This is a genomic window from Dyadobacter sp. (genome assembly GCF_039919315.1).
GTDB lineage: Bacteria > Bacteroidota > Bacteroidia > Cytophagales > Spirosomataceae > Dyadobacter.
Map to the genome: position 1 here is coordinate 164,741 of NZ_JBDSFX010000021.1, position 23,751 is coordinate 188,491.

At 45.9% G+C, this 23,751-nt stretch carries 18 protein-coding genes; 14 read left to right on the forward strand and 4 right to left on the reverse strand.

The annotated features are described in order from the left end of the window. Nucleotides 1-5: 5 nt before the first annotated feature. Nucleotides 6-647 (reverse strand): response regulator transcription factor, encoded by a 642-nt coding sequence (locus ABIO93_RS06400; protein ID WP_348065617.1) that lies wholly within the window; start codon nucleotides 645-647, stop codon nucleotides 6-8. Between the two features lie 562 nt (nucleotides 648-1,209). Here ABIO93_RS06400 and ABIO93_RS06405 point away from each other — a divergent pair. Both ABIO93_RS06405 and ABIO93_RS06410 read left to right on the forward strand, forming a co-directional pair. Next, complete coding sequence (locus ABIO93_RS06405) at nucleotides 1,210-1,620, forward strand: response regulator transcription factor (RefSeq protein ID WP_348065619.1); 411 nt, start codon at nucleotides 1,210-1,212, stop codon at nucleotides 1,618-1,620. Between the two features lie 35 nt (nucleotides 1,621-1,655). After that, the gene (locus ABIO93_RS06410; RefSeq protein ID WP_348065621.1) at nucleotides 1,656-2,072 is read left to right on the forward strand and encodes a hypothetical protein; all 417 of its coding nucleotides are present in this window, start codon (nucleotides 1,656-1,658) and stop codon (nucleotides 2,070-2,072) included. Nucleotides 2,073-2,086: 14 nt separating this feature from the next. Here ABIO93_RS06410 and ABIO93_RS06415 read toward each other — a convergent pair whose 3' ends face one another. Then, on the reverse strand, nucleotides 2,087-4,039 hold the full coding sequence (locus ABIO93_RS06415; RefSeq protein ID WP_348065623.1) for a tetratricopeptide repeat protein: 1,953 nt from the start codon (nucleotides 4,037-4,039) through the stop codon (nucleotides 2,087-2,089). A 154-nt stretch (nucleotides 4,040-4,193) separates the two neighbouring features. Between ABIO93_RS06415 and ABIO93_RS06420 the strand changes: the two genes are divergently transcribed. The 12 genes from ABIO93_RS06420 to ABIO93_RS06475 all read left to right on the forward strand — a co-directional run bounded on the left by ABIO93_RS06420 (nucleotide 4,194) and on the right by ABIO93_RS06475 (nucleotide 21,760). Further along, nucleotides 4,194-4,805 (forward strand): hypothetical protein, encoded by a 612-nt coding sequence (locus ABIO93_RS06420; protein WP_348065625.1) that lies wholly within the window; start codon nucleotides 4,194-4,196, stop codon nucleotides 4,803-4,805. Further along, nucleotides 4,756-5,172: a hypothetical protein gene (locus tag ABIO93_RS06425; protein WP_348065627.1), complete on the forward strand. Its 417-nt coding sequence runs from the start codon at nucleotides 4,756-4,758 to the stop codon at nucleotides 5,170-5,172. The genes ABIO93_RS06420 and ABIO93_RS06425 overlap by 50 nt, the downstream gene beginning before the upstream one ends. A 339-nt stretch (nucleotides 5,173-5,511) precedes the next feature. Further along, complete coding sequence (locus ABIO93_RS06430; protein WP_348065628.1) at nucleotides 5,512-6,111, forward strand: sigma-70 family RNA polymerase sigma factor; 600 nt, start codon at nucleotides 5,512-5,514, stop codon at nucleotides 6,109-6,111. 206 nt (nucleotides 6,112-6,317) lie between these two features. After that, nucleotides 6,318-7,430, forward strand: coding sequence for a FecR family protein (locus tag ABIO93_RS06435; RefSeq protein ID WP_348065629.1), 1,113 nt, complete (start codon nucleotides 6,318-6,320; stop codon nucleotides 7,428-7,430). Between the two features lie 196 nt (nucleotides 7,431-7,626). Beyond that, nucleotides 7,627-11,028 (forward strand): TonB-dependent receptor, encoded by a 3,402-nt coding sequence (locus ABIO93_RS06440; protein ID WP_348065631.1) that lies wholly within the window; start codon nucleotides 7,627-7,629, stop codon nucleotides 11,026-11,028. A gap of 16 nt (nucleotides 11,029-11,044) precedes the next feature. Further along, entirely contained in the window at nucleotides 11,045-12,505 is a 1,461-nt protein-coding gene (locus ABIO93_RS06445) for a RagB/SusD family nutrient uptake outer membrane protein (protein WP_348065633.1), read from the forward strand. 3 nt (nucleotides 12,506-12,508) lie between these two features. After that, on the forward strand, nucleotides 12,509-14,578 hold the full coding sequence (locus tag ABIO93_RS06450; protein WP_348065635.1) for a CehA/McbA family metallohydrolase: 2,070 nt from the start codon (nucleotides 12,509-12,511) through the stop codon (nucleotides 14,576-14,578). Between the two features lie 25 nt (nucleotides 14,579-14,603). Beyond that, nucleotides 14,604-16,199, forward strand: a complete 1,596-nt coding sequence (locus ABIO93_RS06455; protein WP_348065637.1) for a sulfatase — start codon at nucleotides 14,604-14,606, stop codon at nucleotides 16,197-16,199. A 1-nt stretch (nucleotide 16,200) separates the two neighbouring features. Continuing rightward, nucleotides 16,201-18,138, forward strand: coding sequence for a sulfatase (locus ABIO93_RS06460; RefSeq protein WP_348065639.1), 1,938 nt, complete (start codon nucleotides 16,201-16,203; stop codon nucleotides 18,136-18,138). Nucleotides 18,139-18,169: 31 nt separating this feature from the next. Further along, nucleotides 18,170-19,624: a sulfatase gene (locus ABIO93_RS06465; protein WP_348065641.1), complete on the forward strand. Its 1,455-nt coding sequence runs from the start codon at nucleotides 18,170-18,172 to the stop codon at nucleotides 19,622-19,624. Between the two features lie 303 nt (nucleotides 19,625-19,927). Then, nucleotides 19,928-20,791: an SDR family oxidoreductase gene (locus ABIO93_RS06470; protein ID WP_348065643.1), complete on the forward strand. Its 864-nt coding sequence runs from the start codon at nucleotides 19,928-19,930 to the stop codon at nucleotides 20,789-20,791. Nucleotides 20,792-20,806: 15 nt separating this feature from the next. Beyond that, nucleotides 20,807-21,760: a helix-turn-helix transcriptional regulator gene (locus ABIO93_RS06475; protein WP_348065645.1), complete on the forward strand. Its 954-nt coding sequence runs from the start codon at nucleotides 20,807-20,809 to the stop codon at nucleotides 21,758-21,760. 373 nt (nucleotides 21,761-22,133) lie between these two features. On the opposite strand, the gene ABIO93_RS06480 is transcribed toward ABIO93_RS06475, so the two are convergent. Beyond that, nucleotides 22,134-23,234: a medium chain dehydrogenase/reductase family protein gene (locus tag ABIO93_RS06480; protein WP_348065647.1), complete on the reverse strand. Its 1,101-nt coding sequence runs from the start codon at nucleotides 23,232-23,234 to the stop codon at nucleotides 22,134-22,136. Between the two features lie 182 nt (nucleotides 23,235-23,416). Next, nucleotides 23,417-23,751: helix-turn-helix domain-containing protein (locus tag ABIO93_RS06485; protein ID WP_348065649.1), on the reverse strand; the 335-nt coding region annotated here is incomplete at its 5' end.

The window sequence follows — 23,751 nt, forward strand, 5'->3', positions numbered from 1 at the left end:
TTAGCTTAAATAATCTGAAATTTCAATGCGTATTTAACGAGACCGATTGTAGACTGAACACCTAATTTCTGCATGAGATGTTTACGATGTGTCTCTACAGTGGTTGAGCCGATAAAAAGTTTTTCGGCAATTTCTGTCCCGGAATATTCTTCTGCTATCAGCCTGAGCACTTCGAGCTCTCGCTTAGTGATGGCAATGCTCTGTGGTTTATTATTTTTAGCTACAAAATCCAGAGTAGTATCCCTTGACAACAATGTCCATACTTCGGAACAATAGTATTTATGCCCTTTGGCAATCAGGTTAATTGCCGTTTCCAATTCGTTTCTCTCCGCACTCTTAAGTACATAGCCGTCAGCACCGGCGCGAATGGCCTCCTTAATAGCTTCCGGCTGATCTGCTACTGTGAGCAGACAGACTTTTACATTCGGGTACAGCTCTCTCACCTTAAGAGTTAAATCAATTCCACCCATGATCGGCATTTGAACATCTGATAGTACCAAATCGATATCTGGCTCAATTTCTAATGCCGTTAATACTTGTTGCCCATTTGTATGTTTTGAAATTACATCTACACCTTTCATGCTGGATAAAAGCAATACAAGACTATCGAGTAAAATTCTATGATCTTCTGCTATCAGAATGCGCATGATTTATTGGAGAAGATATTTCTTTTTCAGTAGTTAAAAATAATCCGGGAGAAATGCACTTAGACATTCCTAAAAATATTAAAACCTTTCTATCTAACAAAGCATAAACGATAGGAAATCTCTCTGTGAAATTGTGCTAATGCTACCATTTTTATGATCTTTTTTTAGTGAATTGATTTTTGCCTCATTTCTAGACTTGTTTTAAACATTCGAAATTGCTATTTGAATTCACCAGGTTCACGAAGAGAAAAAAATCAACGAGTATTGTCTGGATGAAAATAGTAATCGCGACACTTTTGCTGACAAATCCTAAAATTATAGGATAGAAAATCATAAGAACCGGGGATTTTGGCAAGCAAATAAATCATGCACTTTTGTTATGTTATATCATGCACATGTGAACCTACTAAATAGCCCAGAATACATTCCGTAGAATTGGGAATTTTTAGATCAGGTGATTCAATGTGAAAATTATTATTCAACTAATCAAACGATACTGACAGTAGAGATCTAGCCGGGGCTTTGAAATTCGGATTGAGCTGGTTGTCGGTAATGACCATCTATGCGGATCCTTATAGCGGAAGACAACCAGGTGTTATTAAAAAGCCTCACATTTTTGATATCGCGTATAAAAGGAGTCGAGGCAGTGTCAGCACACACCAATGGCTTACAGATACTAAATGCATTGGAGCAGAAATCGGATATTGATCTGGTGATGTCTGACTTACATATGCCTGGTATGGGAGGCATCGAGCTGACCAGTAAGTTGAAGGAACATTTCCCAAAGGTAAAGATCTGTCTGCTGACGACGGAAGATCAGCCGGATATCATCAGAAAGGCGATAAATGCCGGGGCGGATGGTTACATTTTGAAAAACGCTGAATTAAGTCAACTGGAAATGGCAATTAACCTGATTGTAGCAGGCAATAAGTTTTACAGTCCCGAGGTGCTGGACCAGTTGAATAAGATCTAATTAAATTAACCTTCAACTTTTAACTATAATTCACGATGATGACTGAACCAGAAACAATGGTGGAAACTGTCACAGAAACAGTAAAGTATGTACGTCTACAGGGCCATGCCCACATTGGCGTAGCCGTAGATGGTCGCCTAACCCTCACCATGTGCGACCCTACCGGAACACCCTATCCGGTGAAGAGGCCAATTTTTTTCGCTTTTATCCCGGGGACATCAAAAGGTTGGATCCCACCATTTCCAAAAAATCCTCCTGTCGTTGCACCTCCTGTAAACCCGCCTATCAAGTTTTTGGACATTGATATGTACGTGCAATTCACTGAGGACATGTTTAAAATATATGAAGATCTCTGGAAGATCATTGCTCCTGGGCTAACATGGGAAACTGCCGTGTTACCTACCCCTGAAACAATGCCCACCATGAACCCAACAGGACCTCCAAAACCGTAGTGGATGATAGGTTGTCAGAAAATGAGTACATTCCCATTGAGGCTTTCTGTTTCAATGGGAATTTCTATAGCTACACGCGTCCCTCCGCTTTCAGACATTGTAGCTGTAAAACTTCCTCCGAGGGATTCGAGCCTGGTCTGGACATTCTGTAGTCCGACACCTCTCTTGACCTGATTGTTTCTTATTCCTATTCCGTCGTCGGTCACCGCAATTTCAACAACGTCAGCGGTTCGATGTATCCTAATTTCCGCATTTGACGCTTTTGCATGTTTGATGACATTATTTATCAACTCAAACACAATACTGTAAACATTAAATTCAATTTCGACTGGCAGCCGCTGATCAAGCCCCGCGATCCTCAATGAAAATTGCAGTGGCGAATTTTGGTTCAGTTTGCCAACAAGGGAAACAAGCGTCCTTTCCAGACCCTCTTTTTCCAATCCGGCTGGAAGGATATTATGCGAAATGTTCCGGACTTCTGCATAAGCATTCTGGATAAGGTGCCTTACATTTTGATATACAGATTGCTCTGATTCGGAAAAATTTTGAATATTGATATACTGAATGCTCATGTTAACAGCACTAAGGAGGCTGCTCAGGTTATCATGAAGCTCAATTGCAACTCTCTTGCGTTCAATGGTCTGGCCTTTGAAAAGCGCTCCCTTGATTTCCTCGTTTTTCCTGATCAACTCCAGGTTTGCTTCAACCAGTTCGGCTGTCCGCTCTTCTACCCGGCTCTCAAGTGTCTTGTTGCTATCGGCAAGCTCCTTCTTGGTAGCTTCCAACTGTGATTTTTGGCCATTGATCAGCTTGTTTTTGGCCTGTAGGCGGCTATTGTTCCAGAAAAGCAGGCCGGCAATTACGAATGTAAAAATGATACCTATGAATAGCGCGTTGCGCGTCTTCTGATTAGCCAGCAGCTCAACCTCTTTCTTTTGTAATTCATTGGTTTTGCGTACGTTGTCATATTGTGCCTGTAGCGTCTCTATCCGGTGGTCGGTTTTTTCTTTGGAGAGACTATCTTTCAGCAGTACGAAATTTTCGTATGCAGCCAGTGCCTTGGCTGGTTTGTTGGTCTGCTTGAATATTTTGTACAGATTTTCGTAGGCCTCTGCTTCGATACTGCTGTTCCCCACTTTTCTGGCAGTTTCTTTGGCGATGTTGCAGTAATCAAGTGCCTTATCCCAATTTTTTTGCCTGAAATACAGATTGCTCATGTTTAATAAAATACTTCCTTCCAAATCAACACTTCCTGTTTTGTGGGCCAACAAAAGTGCCCTTTTGAAATGATCTAATGCCCGGGGCATATCGTTCATCTCTTTATAAACCCACCCAATGGCATGCAATCCCTGGGCTTCATACCAGGTGTGGTGGTCACGTCGAGCAAGTCTATAAAGTTTCTGATCGACTGCCAGGGCCTGTTCAAATTTGCCCTGTTGCCTGAATGTCGCACCTTGGACATTCAGGATTGATGATTCAATGTAAGAATCAGGATATTTACGCAGAAGTGTCAGGCCCTGCTGGCAGAGCTTTGCGGCCTTACCAAATTCCTTCAAACTGGTATACGCGTGCGCGAGCCACCCGAAGGAAGCTGCCATCCTCGTGTATTGGTGCATCTTTTCTGCGAGCGGTAGCGCCTTGTAATGGAAGCGGATGCTCTGATGATAATCCCCGCGTACCTGGTAAAGATAGCCGGCATATTGATAGGCATAAATGAGGTAGTTCTCTAATCCAAGCTTTTCACTTTGCGCAATCAATAGCTGATTGTAATTGGATGAGGAATCAATATCTGTATCTACATAAGCCCGCATGATGGATTTTAAATAGTAACATATAAGAGTATCCTTTACAAATCCGTTGGATTTGAGTTTAGCGGTTCTTAATTCTTGTTTTAAATTATCGATAACGGATGTCTGTGCGTAACATTCCAGTGACAGCATGGATAAGATAAGTAGCAATTTTTTCATAGAGGAGGTATTTAGGTAAACTTACCCAAGATTCAGCAATTTAAAAAGGCTAATATCCTTAAATTATAGGATATAAATTAGTAGTAATCAGGGATTTAAAGCTAGTGTTTGCCTTGCGAACTTTGAAGTTTCGGTTATTACAATCCCTTTCGGTATGAGCCCAGAAACCCCGACATTTTCGCTCTCAAATTTCTTCGCACTGGACAGAAAGCAAATCGTTATCCTGTTGACGATCCTTTTCATCCTCGGCACCGCTGCGCTATATATTTTTATCTACATACCATCCAATCAAAGGAATGTGGAGGCAATCCGTTTTCGGGCAATTCAGAACATTGATAAGAATATTGGTAAGAAGATTGACAATTCGGTGATGTTGATGAACCAGTTGCTAGGGGTGTACAAACAGAAGAAGGATACTGTTAGTGCATATATAAATTCATTTTCCAAGAGCAATTTTGAATTGTCAAGGATCGCGCCCGACAGCTCGTTTTCAAAGGAGACAAGAGGGGACAGTACACGACAAATTACTTTCAGCGATGAAAATGTGACCGTCACATTGCAAAATGACAGTTTAAGTATCCGTATGAAATATACCCTGGGAAAATTTATAAAACCGTTGCTTTCCGAGGAGGCGTTTGACAACTATCTGCTGATCGGAGAAAGGGGGAGGATCCTTTATCAGACGTTTCAGAGAAATTACTTCCCACTACTTTTATATGGGACTGTGGCAGTCCCTTACCAAAGAGGAGAAGTTTATACTATATGACCTGGCTGAGGACGGACTGGTTAATCCATATGACGACCATAACCTCTCTCTTTTGATTTTGAAAGGGCTTATTTTGCAGGATGACAGTGGTTTGCGGATTTTTAATGTTGGTTTCCGTCATTTTATTCTTACTTCCATCGGTACCGGCGAGGTTATGAAAATCCGCAGCCAGATCAGGGACAATGGTGCTTGGAGCAGCCTAAGAATCCCATTGGTAATCTTGATCGTGGCTGTGTTCGCATTCCTTTTTGCTTCACAACAAGAGGCTTATGAGACGCTCTTGAAATACCTGTCGGTCCTGACCATTTCTGTCCCTACCGCATTGAAATTTTTTGCGATGTTTGAGAAAACCCCAAAAGGCAATTAATTATGTGATATACGGAATTGCCGATAGCTAGTAGGTAATAGGTTATAAAATATATAGTATTAAATATGCTTTAAGGTAATCGCTAATAGTATCAGAATGGCGGTGAAATTGCCGCATATCTTTTATACATAAGATTCCGACTTTAAAGAAGTAAAGTGAGTCGAACGCGAGAAAACTACTTTTTTACGGGCTTTCGAACTCCCGGAGAGAATTCGGTGATACATCCTCGTAACAATACCAATACCGCCTCTGTTGTATCTTTATGTTATATGTATTTAAAAAGTTTTTTTAGGACTGCGTTATGATTTATATTTGGTATTCCCCTCATACTTCCCAAAAGTGGATCAACATAATGCATACGACGAAACGCTTTGGAATGCCTTCAAAAAGGGTGACAAGGGTGCTTTCGGCCAGTTGTATGAGCTGCATTATCGCCCGTTGTTTGGCTATGGTTACAAATTGCTCCCCGATACGGCCCAGATAGAGGATATCATCCAGGACCTTTTTATCCAGTTGTGGCGCACGCGCCAAAGCCTGACCGATGTCCACAATGTTAAGTTTTACCTTTTTCGCGCCATCCGGCGGGACATCGCGCGGTTATCGGAAAAAAGAAAACGGTTTCAGGACATTGATGTTGAACATTCATTTTCGGATGATTCGGGGACGTACTTTTTTGAGCACGAAGAGCAGGAAAAATTATTGACGCACAAACTGATGGGTATCCTTCGCGCACTTCCCGAACGTCAGCTGGAAGTAGTCACACTTCGTTTTTTCGAAAATTTCGGAACGGAAGAAATCGCCGCCATCATGGGCATTTCAGAAAAATCGGTGCGGAACACGATGTATAAAGCATTAACCCACCTTCGTGAAAACACGCATGACCTAGTGCCGTTTATGGAACTGCTTCTTCTGCTTTCAGTACTTGGAGAATTGGTTTAACACGTTTTCCCACCTCATTTCATAATCATTATTTAATATGAAAAACCTGGTAGATTACTGGTTACAACTACTTTTGTCTATAAAAACGATAGAGATAATATTTTTAACTAAAAAATATTTTTCAATTTTCGAGGGGACATTTTGAAAACGGTTTCCTCTTGTCATTGGTAAAAGGAAATATTTTATTTTTTTATTCGTAAAATCCATTGGAAGGTTATAAAGATTACGCTGCGGAAGATTTTATTCAGGATGACCGTTTCCGTAAATGGGTATTGTCGAATGATGTAGAAACCAATGCGTTCTGGAGGGAATTTCTGAGTCGTTTCCCGGAAAAGCAGCCTGTGATTTTAGCTGCGAGAGCCACCCTGAACGCAGTGAAAAACTTGCAGAAAATGCCTGATGCGGAGCAGGGAAACCGGATGTGGGAGAATATTCTCTCCCAGACAAATTCTGAAATGGAATGGGAAGAGGAGATCGCACCGGTTAACAATGTCCGTTATCTCTGGCGCTGGGCTGCCGCCGCCTGCATTACCTTATTGTTTTGTTCACTTGGCTGGTATTTGTTCAATCAAAAAACCGAAACACGGGCGATAAGTTACTCGGAACAGGTGGAGCAGGTTACTTCCAAACTTCACGAAAACGTCAATTCCACCAATAAAAACAAGCTGATCACATTGCCGGATGGAAGCACCGTAACCCTCGCCCCGAGTAGCCGCATCAGTTATCAGGATGAATTTTCGGGAGATAAACGGGAGGTTTATCTTTCGGGTAAAGGTTTTTTTAATGTGGTCAAAGATACGGATAAACCCTTTTTTGTTTACGCCAACCGGCTGTTGACCCAGGTTGTGGGGACCAGTTTTACGGTAACTTCCTCCGCCGTCAATGCGTCCGCCAGTGTCGTCGTAAAGTCGGGAAAAGTGAAAGTTTACGCGCTGGAACCCTCAAAGAAATCAGCAAACGGTTTGCCTGAAAATATGGTCGTGCTCATGCCAAATATGCAGGTGGTTTACGACCCGGATCAGGATCTATTAACAAAAAGCTTTATCAGCGAGCCAGCTATTCTGCATGCGCCAGCAAGCTATCCTGACTTCTCTTTTGAAAATACGTCCGTGAGTAAAGTGTTCGAAACACTGGAAGAATCTTACGGCGTGAAGATCGCCTACGACGCCAAAACAGTTGAAAGCTGCAATCTGACCGCCCCGCTTGGCAATGAGCCGCTTTTCAGGAAACTGGACATCATTTGCCAGACGATCGACGCGACTTACGAGGTGCGGGGAACCGAGATCATTATCTCGGGAAAAGGCTGTAAAACGGAATAACCCTTAATATGAAAAAGCCCAATTGCCTATGACTAAACCCTGACCTTCTTCCCTTTTATCAAAAAACCGATAATGCTGACACATTACCGGTTTCAATTCCCATTCCTGCTTACCACAGGTACTGCCTGTCTCGGCAGGCGGAGGGGTTGTTTTCGCTTTTATTTCAAATTTCTGAGAACAAAAACAGGATAAACGTATGAAAAAATTTCGGGATTCTGTCCCAAACCTGAACCTGATTATGAAGATCACATTTATACAAATGATGCTGCTTCTGGTGTTTACAACCCTTTCGCTCGCCGGTACCGGCGCAGCGCAGGAGCTGCTGAACCGGCCTGTGTCGGTGCACCTGGAAGACAAAGACCTGACCCTCGTGCTGAACCGCCTTTCGAAAGTGGCGAACGTGAAATTCACCTATGTCCCGCAAATGATCGCTGCAGAAAAAAAAGTATCTCTGCATTCTGACCAAGAACGGCTGGAAGTGGTACTCGACCGTTTGCTGACCCCGTTGGAAATCGGTTACCAGGTATCGGGCGATTACATTGTGCTGCGAAAAGAGCCAGGCAAAAAATCATCGTCCAATGCTGAAAGTCAACCAGTTCGAGCAGCCGAGATCAACATTACCGGCAAGGTAACCGACGAACAGGGCGAGGCATTGCCGGGCGTGAGCGTGATCCTCAAAGGTACCCAGCGCGGCACGACCACGAATACAGAAGGTACATTTGATTTTGACGTACCAGACCAAAGCGCCGTTTTGATATTCAGTTTTGTAGGCTATGTCGCTCAGGAAGTGAGCGTTGGGAACCGCAATGCACTTTCTGTGAAATTGGTAAGTGAAAACAAAGCATTGAACGAGGTAGTCGTGGTGGGTTATAGTTCCAAAAACCAGACCCAATTATCCAGCTCGGTTTCCGTCGTTAGTGCCGAAAAGCTGCGCGGCGTAACCAGTCCAAGCCTTGGTAATTTGCTGCAAGGCCGGGCTTCCGGTGTAATGGTATCGGCCTCCACTGGTCAGCCAGGGGCTAATCCTGCTGTGCGGATCAGGGGTAACGGTACGATCAGTGCCGGTGCCGACCCGCTTTATGTAGTCGATGGGGTGATTGGCGGAACAGCCAATCCGAGTGACATTGAATCGGTTACGATCCTGAAAGATGCGGCGGCGACGGGATTATACGGTTCCCGTGCGGCAAACGGGGTGATCGTGATCACAACCAAAAGCGGCAAATCGGGTAAGACGAGAATCAATGTCAATACCGCGCTTGGTGTGAGCACCATATCTCGGGGCAATTTCCAAATGATGAATACCCAGCAGTATTACGATTATACCAGGCCGATTTATGTAAATGACTACAATGGTAAGCGTCAGTCGTTTATCAATGACCTTTCCAAAACGACACCCAATCCGACAGAAGATCAGATCAATGCTTTTTTGAAGACAAAAGGACTTGCTACTTCGCTGGATGCGTATATGAATGTCAATTTCCCATCCAGTCTGCTCAATTACGATACCGACTGGAGCGACCTGGTTTACCGGAAAGGCATTACCCAGAACTACGAAGTTTCGGCTTCGGGCGGCGATGAGAAAACGCGTTTTTACATTGGCGGAAATTACTATAATGAGCAGGGAACGCTGACAAACTCGGGTTATAAACGATTCAATGTCAGGATGAACCTCGACCATCAGATCAATAAACAGGTTCGTATTTCGGGCAGGATAAATGGACGGATGGATTATACCCAGCTGGATTATTCGGGCGAGCGCGGCGGTGCATGGACGACCTTTTACAACCTGCCCACCGACCGGCCTTACAACGACGACGGCAGTATACGGATCGGAACGGAGTCGGATTGGTTTGGACGCGACCGTTTCAATTTTCTGTACCCGATGCAGTACAATTACAGTACGGCCAGGTCCAGCGGCGTGCAGGGTGATTTTGTCCTGAATTATGATATCAACGATTGGCTGAGTTTTTCGACCACCAACCGGGTTGACCTCAACAATTCCCGCGCTGAAATCTACGATGATCCGAGAACGCTGACGGGCGGTATCCGTAAAGGTTTGTTGCGTAACAACTTGCTGTACAGCCAGTCCCTATTGAATTCCAATTTATTTAAAGCTGCCAAAAACTTCGGGCCGCATTCGATAGGCGGATTGATCGGCGCTGAATTTCAGGGAAATTACGGCGATTTCACCAATAGTAGCGGCGGCGGCGTTCCTTCGGGGCTGAATGTAATGGATGTATCGGCCACGCCCGTAGCGATTGCGGGATCGAAAAGCCGCAGCGCATTCAACTCGTATTTCACGCAGGCGGATTATAATTTTAATAACAAATATTTCGCGACTGCTTCTTTCAGAATGGACGGTTCTTCCAAATTCGGGGAGAATAACCAATACGGAAATTTCTGGGCAGTTGGCGGTTCCTGGATCGTGACAAACGAGAATTTCATGCCCAAATCCAATACCATTACCTTGTTGAAACTACGCGGAAGCTACGGTACGACCGGAAATGCAAACATTACCGATTTCATTACCCGTGAACTTTACAGTTTCTCGACCCAATATGCGGGAACTTCCGGCGCGATCCCGGCCAGGCTCGCAAACCCCGACCTTTCGTGGGAGAAAGCCTATACCACCAACTTTGGTCTGAACATCGGGTTCTTCAACCGCATTGACCTTTCGATCGACGCTTACCAGCGCGACACCAAAAACCTGCTTTTCGACGTGCCGCTTTCGTCGGCTACCGGTTTTAAAACGCAGATACAGAATGTCGGCAGGATCCGGAACCAGGGTGTTGACCTTGAATTGAATACGACCAACGTGGTGGTCAAGGATTTTATGTGGAAATCCAATTTCAATATTGGTTTCAACCGTAATGAGGTGATGGAACTTTACAATGGTCAGGATATTGACCTGGGCACGCAGCGTGTGATTGTTGGCCAGCCGCTGGGAACCTGGTACATGCAAAAATGGATTGGGGTAGATCCGCAAACGGGCGGGCCACTTTGGGAAAAGCTCACTTATGATGAAAAAGGCAATGTGACGGCGCGCGAAAACACGTCGAACTACAACCTCGCTACCCGCCAGATCGTGGGCAAAAGCAATCCTAATTTCACAGGAGGTTTTTCAAATAACCTGACTTACAGAGGATTGAGCCTGGATGTGTTTTTCAATTTCGTTCAGGGCGTGCAGATCAACCATGCGCTGCGCGAAAATTTGGGAGGCGACGGGGCATTTCCCACGGTCAACAGCATTGTCTTAAGAGATGGCGAGTCGCGGTGGGAGAAGCCGGGCGACATTGCAACGCATCCCTTATCGGTTCTGGGCGGAAACCTGAATTCCAATAAAATGTCTTCGCGATACCTTGAAAACGGGAGTTTTATCCGTCTGCGGAATGTCCGTCTTGGGTATGAGCTGCCTGCGACCTGGATGCAGCGGATCAAGCTGGCGAATATCAATGTGTTCGTGAGCGGGGATAACCTGTTTACCTGGACCAAGTTCTCGGGGATGGACCCGGAAGTAGGTTTCGACAATGCTACCGCAGGTCTAGCGAAATATTTTATTAGTAAAAAAGTCCTTTTTGGAATCAACATTGGCCTATAACCGGACAGCAAATCAGATGAAAAAATTACTATTATACCTCAATATCGCCGCGCTGTTCGTGATGATCTCTTCATGCGAACTGTCGCTGGACCCCTACAATGGCAAGGAAGCGAGCTCGATTTTCGCAACAACCGAGGGCATTCAAACTGCAACGCTGGGAAATTACAGCTTTCTGAAAACGCTGGATTACGCGACGTTCTACCATTTTATTACTGAATATCCGAGTGATAATGTGACGCTGAGCGGCTCGACGGGCAACAACTTTTTCTTTGCCTACAATTACCGCCACCTTACCGAAATGACGCAAACGAGCCGGTTTTGGCGGCGGGCTTACGAGGCGATTTACGGTGCCAATAAGGTCATCGAAAATATAGAAGAAGGCAAATCGCCGGAAACCGACCAGCTGCTGGGTGAGAACCTCTACCTGCGTGCAATGATCCATTTTGACCTCGTGAATACATTTGGAAGGCCTTATGCGCAAAATCAAGGCAATAATCCGGGCGTCATGATCCGGAAAGATACCGAGGTGAGCGCATTGCCGCCCCGAAGCAGTGTGAAGGAAGTGTACGATTTTGTACTCGCCGACCTTACCAAAGCTGAAACGCTTTTGAAAGCCACCAAAAACAGCAGTTTTGCTTCCAAAGAGGTTGTTCAGGCACTTCTGTCTCGGGTTTATCTGTACATGGAAAACAATGCGAAAGCCATTGAATACGCGGATAAGGTGATCAAATCGGGCCGGTATAAGTTGGTGGATACGGAGACTTACAAGAAGTTTTTCACCCTTTCCAATGAAAGTAACCCCGAAACGATTTTTGCGATCAAACATATGGTGGTCGATGATCTTGCGAAAGAAGCGATCGGCTCAATGTATGACGGTACGGCCGGACTCGGCTGGGGCGAAATGTATGCTTCGGAGAGTTACCGTAACCTTTTGAACAAATATCCGAACGATGCGCGGCAGAATTTTGTGAAACCGGCTTATGTGAAAGATGCTTCCGGAAAAGATGTTATCGCAGCCAGAAACGGCATTCCGAAGTATTTTATTTTCAAATATTCGGGTCAGGATGGGATACAAACTTTGAGTTCGCCGATCTACATGCGGCTGGCCGAAATCTATCTCACGCGGGCCGAAGCCAATGCCAAACTGGGCAATGCCAAAGCTGCGATCGACGATGTAAACCTGATCAGAATGCGGGCCGGACTTACCGGAACGGAATTGTATTCGACCACGGATCTCAAAGGAAATACTTCGGTTTTAAACGTAGTTTTGGAAGAAAGAAGACTAGAACTATCGTTTGAATCGCTGCGAAAGTTTGATGTTTTCAGAAATAAACTGCCAATGGTCAGGAATTATCCGGGTTACCATTTACTGAGCGGCGAAAACACGCAGGTGATTCAGCCAACGGATCCGAGGGTGATCTATTTTATTCCGCAACAGGAAATTGTCTTGAATAAAAACCTGACACAAAATCCGTAATAAATGCGTGTAACAATCTGTAATGCATTGATTTTAATGCTGTTTTGCCTGCCGACTTTTAGTCAGAGCATTTTTTCTGATGACAAAGTGCACCATCTGCGGGCCGGGGACAAGCTGCAATGGGCTGAGTTCGCGGCTGGGACGCCCGAAGGCGAGCAGCTTACACTTACATTCGATGCAAAGCCGGTTTCGGGCCCGCAAAGTCTGTTTGTACGGCATTACAGTGTTGTGCTCGACTGGATTGTTACATTGAATGACCAAAAGCTGGGCAAACTTTCGGAGGACGAGAAGGATATGATCTCGTTCTTCGAAATCCCGGTGGGACTTCTCAAAACCGGAAAAAATAGATTGCAGATCACATCAGCGAAAAAACCTGCCACGGATGTTTCCAATGATATCAGGGTCAGTGAAATTTTCATTGATGCCCGACCCGTAAATGAGGTACTTTCGGAAACTACGCTTGAATTGGAAGTGAGAGATGGTGAAAATAAACTGATCCCTTCCCGAATTACCATTTCGGATAAAAATGGCGTTTTGATGCCGCTTTCAGCGAAACCAGGCCAGGAATTGGCGGTTCGGCAGGGATTTGTCTATACCGGAAACGGCAAGGCGGCGATCGGTTTGCCAGCAGGGATTTACCGGATATTTGCGACGCGAGGCTTTGAATATGGGGTCGATTCTGCGCTTGTGACGATCAAGCCTGGGGACAATCTAAAAAAACAATTCAGACTCAAAAAGGAGGTTTCAACCGACGGCTGGGTAAGCAGCGACACGCACATTCACACTTTTACACATTCGCGCCACGGCGACGCGACGGATGAAGAAAGGATACTGACGATTGCGGGGGAAGGCATTGAACTGCCGATTATTACAGACCATAATTTATATGCAGATCTCAATCCAGCCGCCGAAAAGCTTGGGTTAACTCCGTTTTTCACCATCGTAAATGGCATTGAGGTCACCACGCCGATCGGCCATTTTAATATGTTCCCAATTGATCTGAATAGTCCGGTGATCGATCATAAGATCAGTAAATGGGATGATCTACCGGTCAATGTGGCGAAAGTCGGACAAGTGAAAGGAATTATCCTGAACCATCCGAAGGATCTGCATTCCAACTTCCGGCCATTCGATCCATCGCGGCATGTTGCTTCTGCGGGGATGACGCTGACTGGTTGGAAATTTCCTGCCAATGCGATGGAAGTCATCAATTCAGGCGCGACGCAATCGGATATCATGCAGCTTTATAACGATTGGTTTGGACTGCTGAACCGGGGCTATTCCGTGACGCCTGTGGGCAGTACCGACACGCATACGGTGAGCCGCTATTTGCTCGGGCAGGCGAGGACTTACATTAGAACAGGAGATAAAGATCCGGCCAAAATCGATGTTGGCCATGCGATTGATCAGTTTATAAAAGGCAAAGTGATGGTCAGTTATGGCTTATTGACTGAGCTGGTTGTCAACAAAACTTATCAGTCAGGTGATACTGCGCAGGTTTCGGGCGAAGAAATGTCGGTTTCAATCCGTGTTTCCGGCCCCGGCTGGACAACCGCAGATCGCGTTGCATTATACGAAAACGGCAGGAAAATCAAAGAAATGAAGATTAGTAACGGAAGAAAAGCTGGGTTGAAATGGTCAGCGACCTGGAATATACCTTTTCGGGAATATGACGTACATCTGGTTGCGATTGCCGAGGGCCCGGGGGAAGTTGGGCCGTTCTGGCAGATTGCCAAACCTTATCAGCCTGCCTCAACAACCTGGATTAAAAAAGTAATGGGTTCTTCGGGCGCCGTTTTCATTGATGCAGACCATGACAAAAGCTGGTCGAGCGCGCATGATTATGCTGAAAAGCTGATCGCAGAGTCGAAAGAAAATATTCCGGAGATTATAAAAAAACTGAATGCATTTGACGAAGCTGTCGCAATACAAGTCGCTGCAATTTTGCAGGAAAAAGGACTTTCTGTTGATAATTTAATTCAAAATGATGCTTTTAAAACGGCGTCGATCAACACAAAAGCTGGGTTTCACACTTTCGCAAAGGATTACCAGCGTTCTTTACCAAAACCTTAAATTCCTAAACTCTTAACCCATTATCATGACTTTTTTAAAAAAACACACCTGGCTGGCCGTACTGATATTCCCGGTGCTGGCGGCCATTCAAATACAAAAAACTGAAAAGCAGCCTCCCGCCAAAAGACCGAACATTCTCTTTTGCATTGCCGATGATGCTTCATTCAGGCATATGGGTGCGTACGGACTTTCCAATGGCTGGGTAAAAACGCCGGGGTTTGATCGGGTTGCGGGTGAAGGGATTTTGTTTACAAATGCATTTACACCCAATGCAAAATGTTCACCGTCAAGGGCTTGTATTCTCACTGGCAGGAACCCGTGGCAATTGGAGGCAGCCGGAAACCATGTTCCCTATTTCCCCGAAAAGTTTGCGACCTGGATGGAAGAACTGGGCGCAAATGGGTATAAAACAGGTTATACCGGCAAAGGCTGGGCGCCGGGGGATATGGGTAAAAAGAACGGCGTACCTCGCCTTTTGACCGGGAAAAATTACAGCGATATTAAAATGGCTGCGCCTACAAAAGCCATCTCCCCAACCAATTACGCCGCCAACCTGGAAGCATTTTTGAAAGAAAAAACAGGTGGCGAACCGTTCTGTTTCTGGTATGGCGGCCACGAACCCCATCGGGTCTACGAATATGGTACCGGTGCGGCATTGGGCAAAAAGAAGATCACCGACATTGACCGAGTACCGGCATACTGGCCTGATAATGAAACCGTCCGAAATGATATGCTGGATTACGCGTATGAAGTGGAATACTTTGATCAGCATTTGCAGAAAATGCTGAAACTACTCGAAGAAAAAGGTGAGTTGGACAACACGATCGTGATTGTGACTTCTGATAACGGAATGCCTTTTCCGCGCACCAAAGGCCATGTTTACGAATATGACAACCATTTGCCGCTGGCGATCATGTGGAAAAACGGGCTCAAAAACCCGGGCAGAAAGGTTGATGATATGGTGAGTTTTATTGACCTGGCGCCCACGTTCCTGGAAGCCGCCGGAGTGACTTCAAAAAGTAGTATGCAGGTACAGGGAAAGTCATTAATGCCGCTCATTATTTCTGCTAAAACTGGCCAAATCGACCCAAAACGCAATTTTGTGTTACTTGGAAAAGAGCGTACCGATGTCGGCAGGCCGCACGATCAGGGATATCCGGTGCGCGGGATTGTGAAGGATCAGATGATACTTTCGGTCAATTATGAGCCGGACCGGTGGCCGGCGGGGAACCCCGAAACGGGATACCTGGATACCGATGGAGGTCCTACGAAAACGGAGATCATTAATGAAAAACGGGAAGGAAGGAGTTCGGAATTGTGGGATTTGTCTTTCGGAAAAAAGGGCGCGGAAGAACTATATGACATTGCAAAAGATCCGGATGCGCTGAAAAACCTGGCAAATGATCCGGATTATACCCGGGTGAAAGCCGAACTCAGAAAGCAAATGGAACAAGAACTGAAAAACCAGAAAGATCCGAGAATGTTCGGAAACGGTGCTGTTTTTGACCAATATCCGTATGCCGAACCTGCTACCCGGAATTTTTATGAACGTTTTATGAAGGGTGAAAAAGTGAAGGCAGGCTGGGTAAATGAGTCTGATTTCGAGAAACCGACGAATTGAAATGAGAAAGATCCTGATAAAAAAAATAGGTCTGTTGCCGTTTTTCCTGACCGTCATATCCAGTGTTTGTTTTGCCCAAAAAAAACCTAACATATTATGGATCACGATTGAAGATACATCGCCGCAGTTTATCGGCTGCTATGGAAATAAGGACGCCAGAACGCCCGTCATCGATCAACTGGCGAAAGAAGGGGTGCGTTTTTCCAATGCTTTTTCGACCGGGACGGTATGCTCGCCAAGCCGGACTGCGCTCATTACCGGCGTGAAAGTGTACGAAACGGGGACTGGAAACCATCGTAGCAACTACACGCTTCCGGCCAATATGCATGGGTTTCCATATTATATGAAGCAGGCGGGCTACCATACTTCCAATAATGCCAAAACGGATTATAATGTGTTCAAAGAGAAGCAGTTCATCGCCGATGCCTGGAATGAAAGCTCGGGAAAAGCAGGCTGGTGGAACAGGAAACCGGGGCAGCCTTTCTTTTCGGTTTTTAACTACAACGATTCGCATCAGTCGCGGACGATGACGGATGCTTATCCAAAATACGTGAAGGAAGTATTGGATGAATTGCCTGAAAACGAACGCATTGCAGAAAATGCATTTGAAATGCCGCCCATTTACCGGGACAGCCCGGAAATGCGGAAACAGTTTGCCCGGGTCTACAATTCATTGAAATTGACGGATAACAAAATCGCCAAATTGCTAAAAAGGCTTGACGACGACCACCTTCGCGATAGTACCATTATTTTCTTTTTCGGCGACCACGGCGAGGGGATCCCGCGTGGCAAAACAAACGGGATCGATCTGGGTTACCGCGTTCCATTTGTGATCTGGTTTCCGCCGATGTACAAGCACCTTTCTCCCTGGGGCGAGAGTGGCGCAGTTACGGATGAACTGATTGATTTTGAAGACTTGGCGCCAACATTGATCAGTCTGGCTGGCGGGAAAATTCCTGATCATATGAAAGGCCGGAAACTGATCGGGCCGGATCGTTCGCCGAAAACGGATCACCTGGTACTGTCTTCGGACCGCTCGGATAATGGGATCGACATGATCCGGAGCGTTACCGACGGGCGCTATATGTACTCCCGGAACTTCATGCCGTTTATGCCCGAGGCGCGGTACATCCGTTACATGGAGATATCCGAAATGAAACAGCAAATGCGGAAAGACCTGGCAGATCAGAAGTTGGACAGATTGCAAAGCAGCTTGTTCACAGAGCGCCCCGCCGAGTTTTTGTTTGACATAAAAAATGACCCATGGGAAACCAAAAATCTTATTAATGATCCCAAAATGAAGGTGGTCGCCGAAAAAATGAGGGAGCAGCTGAGTACCTCCTTGTTGAAATCCCGGGACGTAATGTTTCTGCCGGAGTACGAGATCGGGCTGATCTCGCAGGCTGGGAATGCGTATGATTACAGAGTGAAGGACGAAAATTATCCGATTAAAGAAATCTTCGCGGCGGCTTCATTGTCTGGAAAACGAGGGGCGGACATGGCTGCCCAGCAGATCAAACTTTTGAAAAATAACAATAAAATCGTGCGTTACTGGGCCGCATTGGGGCTTCGCTCACAAAATGCGCCTGTTTTGAAATCCTTTGAAAAGGAACTTGTGGAAGCAATGGAGGATGATTATCAGCCGGTTGCAATTACATGTTCTGCTATCGCTTTTGATGTTTTTAAAAATGAAACGGCAGCGGCTAACCTGAAAAAATATGTGGATTCGGACAATGCCGAACTCGCTTTGATGAGCATTAATTACTTGCTATATGTGTCGGACAAAAAGCCATTTATTGAAACCATCAGGTCTGTCCAAAAAGTCGAGAACCGGTTTGTAGATGAATCCAAAAGCCGCAATTACAAGGTAAAAGCAGCTTGCATGGACTTTCTGGGGAGCCTGGGGCTGGTACCTAATAATCCCGAATATGCGGAGTGATTTTCCAACTGTATTGATTATCAACTGATTTATGAAAAAGAACTTTATACTGCTGCTTTTATTGGCAACCCTTTTTTCGCAGGCTTTTGGTCAGGATAAGGTCAGCCAGCCAAAGCGGCCGAATATACTATGGATCGTGGCGAACGACATTAGCCCCGATCTCGCGTGTTATGGGAATAAGCTTGTTTCAACGCCAAATCTGGATAAACTGGCCAGCGAAGGTGCATTGTATAAAAATATGATCACGGTCGGCGCGGTGTGTTCGCCAAGCCGGTCGGGGTTGATTACAGGTATGTACTCGGTGAGTATCAATTGTCAGAACCAGTTTCCGAAGAATAAGACCACGCTCCCGACGGGAATTGTACCTGTGACCGATTATTTCAAAAAAGCGGGCTATTATGTGACCAATACCGGCGGTACGAAAATGACCGGACCGTACTATACCGGTTATAATTTTGTTCACGACGGGAAGGAAATGTACGATGGTTTCGACTGGCGTGGCAAGGGAAAAGACCAGCCGTTTTTCGCGCAGGTACATCTGACTTACAGCCACCGGCCGTTTAAAAGTGATTCGTCAAAACCCATTGATCCAGACAAAGTGGTGGTACCGCCATATTATCCCAATCACCCTGTTTCCCGGAAAGACTGGGCGTTGTACCTGGAAACGATCCAGCTGCTGGACGAGCAGGTAGGGGAGATTTTGGAAAGACTTGAAAAAGATGGTCTCGCAGAAAATACTGTGGTTTTTTTCTTCGGCGACCACGGTCAGCCACATGTTCGCGGGAAGCAGTTTTTGTATGAGGGTGGTATTAATACACCACTCATTATCCGCTGGCCGGGCAACATTAAAGCTGGTATCAAAAGCGACCGGCTGATCAGCAACATTGATCTTTCGGCGACGTCGCTGCACATCGCCGGGATTAAAATCCCTGCCTACATTCAGGGAACCGACTTTTTAGACAAAAATTCAAAGGAAAGACCATACGCATTTGCAGCCCGCGACCGGTGTGACGAAACCTTGGACAAGATCCGCGCAGTGCGGACAAAGGATTTCAAATACATTAGAAATTTCTTTCCTGAGCGACCTTATACGCAATTCAATGCCTACAAAAAGTACGATTACCCGGTATTGACATTAATGCAGGTCTTGAACAAAAAAGGTGTACTGAATGCGGATCAGGCAAAGTTTATGGCTGCAACGCGTCCGGCGGAAGAATTGTATGACCTCAAAAAAGACCCGTTTGAAATGCATAACCTTGTCAACGACAAAGCATATCAAACCAGATTAAAAGAACTCCGGGGGCAAATGGACCACTGGTTGGCGACAGCCGATAAAGGTACTTATCCCGAAGACGCTGAGGAGGTAAGCTACGCACAGGAGCTTATGAAGGCGAAGTTTAAAACGGAAATGGAGAAGAAAGGTCTGGATCCCGGTATTTCGGATGAGGCGTATCTTGATTATTGGGAGAAGAGGCTTGTTAAATAAATAAATTAAAAAAGCAGGGATCAATGTGTATGAAAGTAATCCAGTAGCTTTTGAGGCCGAATATTATCGGCAAACAGGATAAGAATTGAAGTTTTTAATTATTTACTAACCCGCAAAAGTGTAAATCAAAACGTAGCCACGTCAAGCACGTTCAAAACGTTTTTGAGAAGCTCGGCGTCATACCATCCTACGCTTCACTGACTCCCTCTTGCACTAAGTCAGATTAGACCACAACAAAGCAGGATTTGGCTACCTATGCATTCAGGTTTCTGCTGAGCTTTGCTTTGTACTTAAAACAAAACAATGCGAATATTAATAACGGGCGCAACTGGTGCGTTGGGAAGCGCCGTGATCGAAACGATGTTGAAAAAAATCCCGGCCAGCAGCATTGCCATTCTCACCCGGAAAGAGGAAAAGCAATTGTCATTTCAGGAGAAAGGATTCCAGGCTTACCTGGGCGGTTTCGAGGATATCCCTTCGCTTGACAGGGCCATGAAGGAGGTAGACAGGGTGTTGCTGATTTCAGCTGGCGACGAAGGCGACAGAATGGAGCAGCACCGTAATGTTGTGGATGCAGCCAAAAGGGCAGGGGTTTCTGGCATTGCCTACACAAGCCGCTCGTTACGGGATAGGGCTAGCCTATCTAACCCCTTGATGGTTGACCACTTTGCCACCGAAGATTATATCCGGGAAAGTGGCTTGCGCTATACCATCTTTCGCAACGCCTTGTACTTGGACGTCATTCCGTTGTTTGTTGGCAAAAAGGTATTCGAGACGGGCATTGTCCAGTCCGCCGGAATCGGCAAGGTAGCCTTTGCGCTACGAAAGGAAATGGGTGAGGCGATTGCCCATGTAATGTTGGATGAAGCCTGCGAAAACAAGGTGTACCGGTTCACGGGCGGGGAGGCGTATTCGTTTTACGAAGTAGCCCGCGCATTGACCGAACTGTCCGGAAAAGAGGTGAACTACACTGCGGTTGAAAGTCCGGCTTTCGAGGCGATCCTGATTCAGAAAGGCATTCCTGAAGCAATGGCAAGAAAAATTATCGATTTTAATGCTGATATTCGAAACGGGCAGGAATCCGAAGTGACTGCCGAGCTGGCCCAGAAACTTGGGCGCCCGCCTGCTTCACTGAAGGAAGGGTTGAAGTTACTGTTTAGGTTATAAACAATCCCCTTTGTTATGAGGTCAATTGAAGCGACTAGGCACATTCGCACCATTACGGAATATCACCGGTTGATGGAATTGCCCAAACCTGAGCACCCTCTCATCAGCGTGGTGCGATTCGAGGATATCAAGGCCCGGCCTGGCGAGGCCCGGCCTAGCGAGGCCCGGCCGGGTATGGCCCCAAAAAGCATCAGCCATCATTTTTATACGATCGCCCTGAAGAAAAACGTCAACTCCAAACTCAAATATGGCCAACAGGAATTTGATTTTGACGAGGGCGTCATGGTGTTTATGTCACCCAGACAGGTCCTTTCGGTTGAGGCGGCCACCGAAGATGAATTCAAACATACCGGGTGGCTTTTGCTCATCCATCCTGATTTTCTCTGGAACACCCCATTGTCGGGCAAAATAAAGCAGTATGAATACTTCGGCTATCATCTCCGGGAAGCACTACACCTTTCTGATAAGGAGGAAGAGCTGGTTGTGGGGCTGATGCGGCAGATCGAGCACGAATACCGCGCCAACATGGATGCATCAAGCCACCAAGTAATGGTTGCCCAACTGGAATTACTGCTCACATATGCAGGGCGATTTTACCAACGCCAATTCTTAACCCGCAGGATTCCCCACCATACCATCCTAGAGCGGATGGAGTCCGTGCTGGCCCACCATTTCAAAGGCGATGTTTTGGCCGCTCAGGGCGTCCCGACCGTCGAGTCGGTGGCCGAGGCCCTGCATCTTTCCTCCGGCTACCTAAGCCGTCTACTCACAACACTGACCGGACAAAGCACCAGGCATTTTATACAAGACAAGCTCATTGACTTAGCAAAAGAAAAACTTTCCACCACCGATCTGTCAGTCAACGAGATTGCCTTCCAGTTGGGCTTTGAGCATCCCCAGTCGTTTAGTAAATTGTTCAAGAATAAGACCCGTTATTCACCGGCCGCATTTAGACAATCATTCAATTAGGGACTGCCTGGATACAAAAGCCCATATTCTTGATCAACGGGGCCGCGCGGTTCAAATAAAAACTGCCATTGAATATTGCACTTTAGCTCGCCTGCCTGAAAGCCTTGTTGGCTGCTGCCACGTCATCATTTGGATAATGCAAAGTCAACCGCAGCCTTAGAATGAATTTCTATCGTGTCAAAAATTGGAATACTGCAGTCAATTGGACTAAGCAGTACTAAAAATTCAGCGCTGCCAAATACGACTCCCTCTGCTCCGCAGCTCTTTAATTTGTCAATTATTTCGATGTATTTATTTTTTGTCTCGTTTTTAAAAAGTCCTTTTGTCAGCTCGGTTGGAGAGAACCTGCTGAAGGGCCGAATTAAAAAAATGTTCAAGGTACAAGCACAACCTTGCCATAAGCTGTTCGTGATTCGGCCAGTTTCATGGCAGCTGTAATTTGGGTCAAAGGAAACCGGGCAGCAATTTGCGGTTTGAGCACTCCGCTGGCCAGCAAAAAGGTGAGCTGCGCAAAAGTTTCTCTCAGCTGTCCTTGAAAAGTTTCGCTACCTTTTCCGTCCCAGATATTGTAGAAATAAGCTTTGCGATCATTAGGCAGGATGTTCCACCAACCTAACTGTATCAGTACTTTTAAAAACGGGATCAAAGTATTACCAGTATCCTTTAATGCCGAGGCAATGGCATAACAAACAAGAACGCCTCCTTTGGTAAGCAAGCCAAAAGACCTCGCAAAGCTTGCCCCACCCACATGGTCAAAAACTGCGTCTACGCCGCCGGGTGCAAGTTTTAGTACGCTTCCAGCTAAATCGGTATCGTTATAATCTACTGGCTCCACGCCCTGTGCCCGCAACGCTTTATGGTGACGAGGTGAAGCGGTTCCAATTACCCTGACGCCAGCATAAAGGGCCAGTTGTGTCAGAATTGTTCCCACGCCACCATTGGCTCCGTGAACAAGTATCGTTTGTCCACGCTTGATCCGGGCTTTGACGTGCAGCATTTGCCAGGCCGTAATGCCGTTAACAATTAACGTTTCGACTTCGAGAGGATCAATATCTTCGGGAACCGGTAGCAGGTCGCTGGCCGAGAGCAGCGTATGGCTTGCCCAGCCGCCGGTCTTTGTCAGGGCAGCAACGCGCTTTCCTAGTAAAGTTGCATCAACACCTGGGCCGGTTGCAACGACCGTACCAACCAGGTCATAGCCCGGAACGAAAGGAAACTTGGGCTGCTCATAATACCTGCCGCGGCGCATGGACTGCTCGGCAAAACATATACCGCTTGCTTCTACTTTGACACTTACCTGCCCGGCAGCAGGCGCACTTAATACACGGGTTCTAACTAACAAACCTTCTGGCTCAACGATACCCGGCATGATTACCTCTGTCGTATTAAAGCTGGTTTGCTCTAAATGTTTAACGTTTTGATGATTTCCAGTATTACCCTTAATACTGTTTTCGTTTTTTGTAAGTGATTCCATCTTTACCGCTGTTTAATTTAAATGAACAGTACAAATGTATTAGGACATACTTGGGGGAAATTGTAAGAAAACGAAATGGCCGCTCTATTATCCTACTGCAAATAGCCTCAAGTATCATGGTTCAGGTCGAACTAATGATCCAGTAACCTACTTAAAGTAACGCTTTGCAGGAATAAAGTATGTTATGGTTGAGCCGGATAAGTATCAGCAATTACGCAGAAACTTCCATTGTTTAAATTTTTAATAAACTGCTGAGGCGCCAGACCTAAGAAATACTGGAAGTCTTTAATAAGGTGGCTCTGGTCATGATAATCGTGGTCTACGATCAAATCAAAAATATCTATTTTCTGATTGCTCCGGGCAAGGATGTAGGCAATAACTTCTTTGAAGCGCAGAAAGCGGAGCAGCTCTTTAACAGAATAGCCGGTATGCTTTTGAAACTTCAGTTGGATACTTCTCTCGGAGAGGCGGGTATCAGCCGCAATGGCCTTTACCGGGTCAACACAGGGGTCGAAAA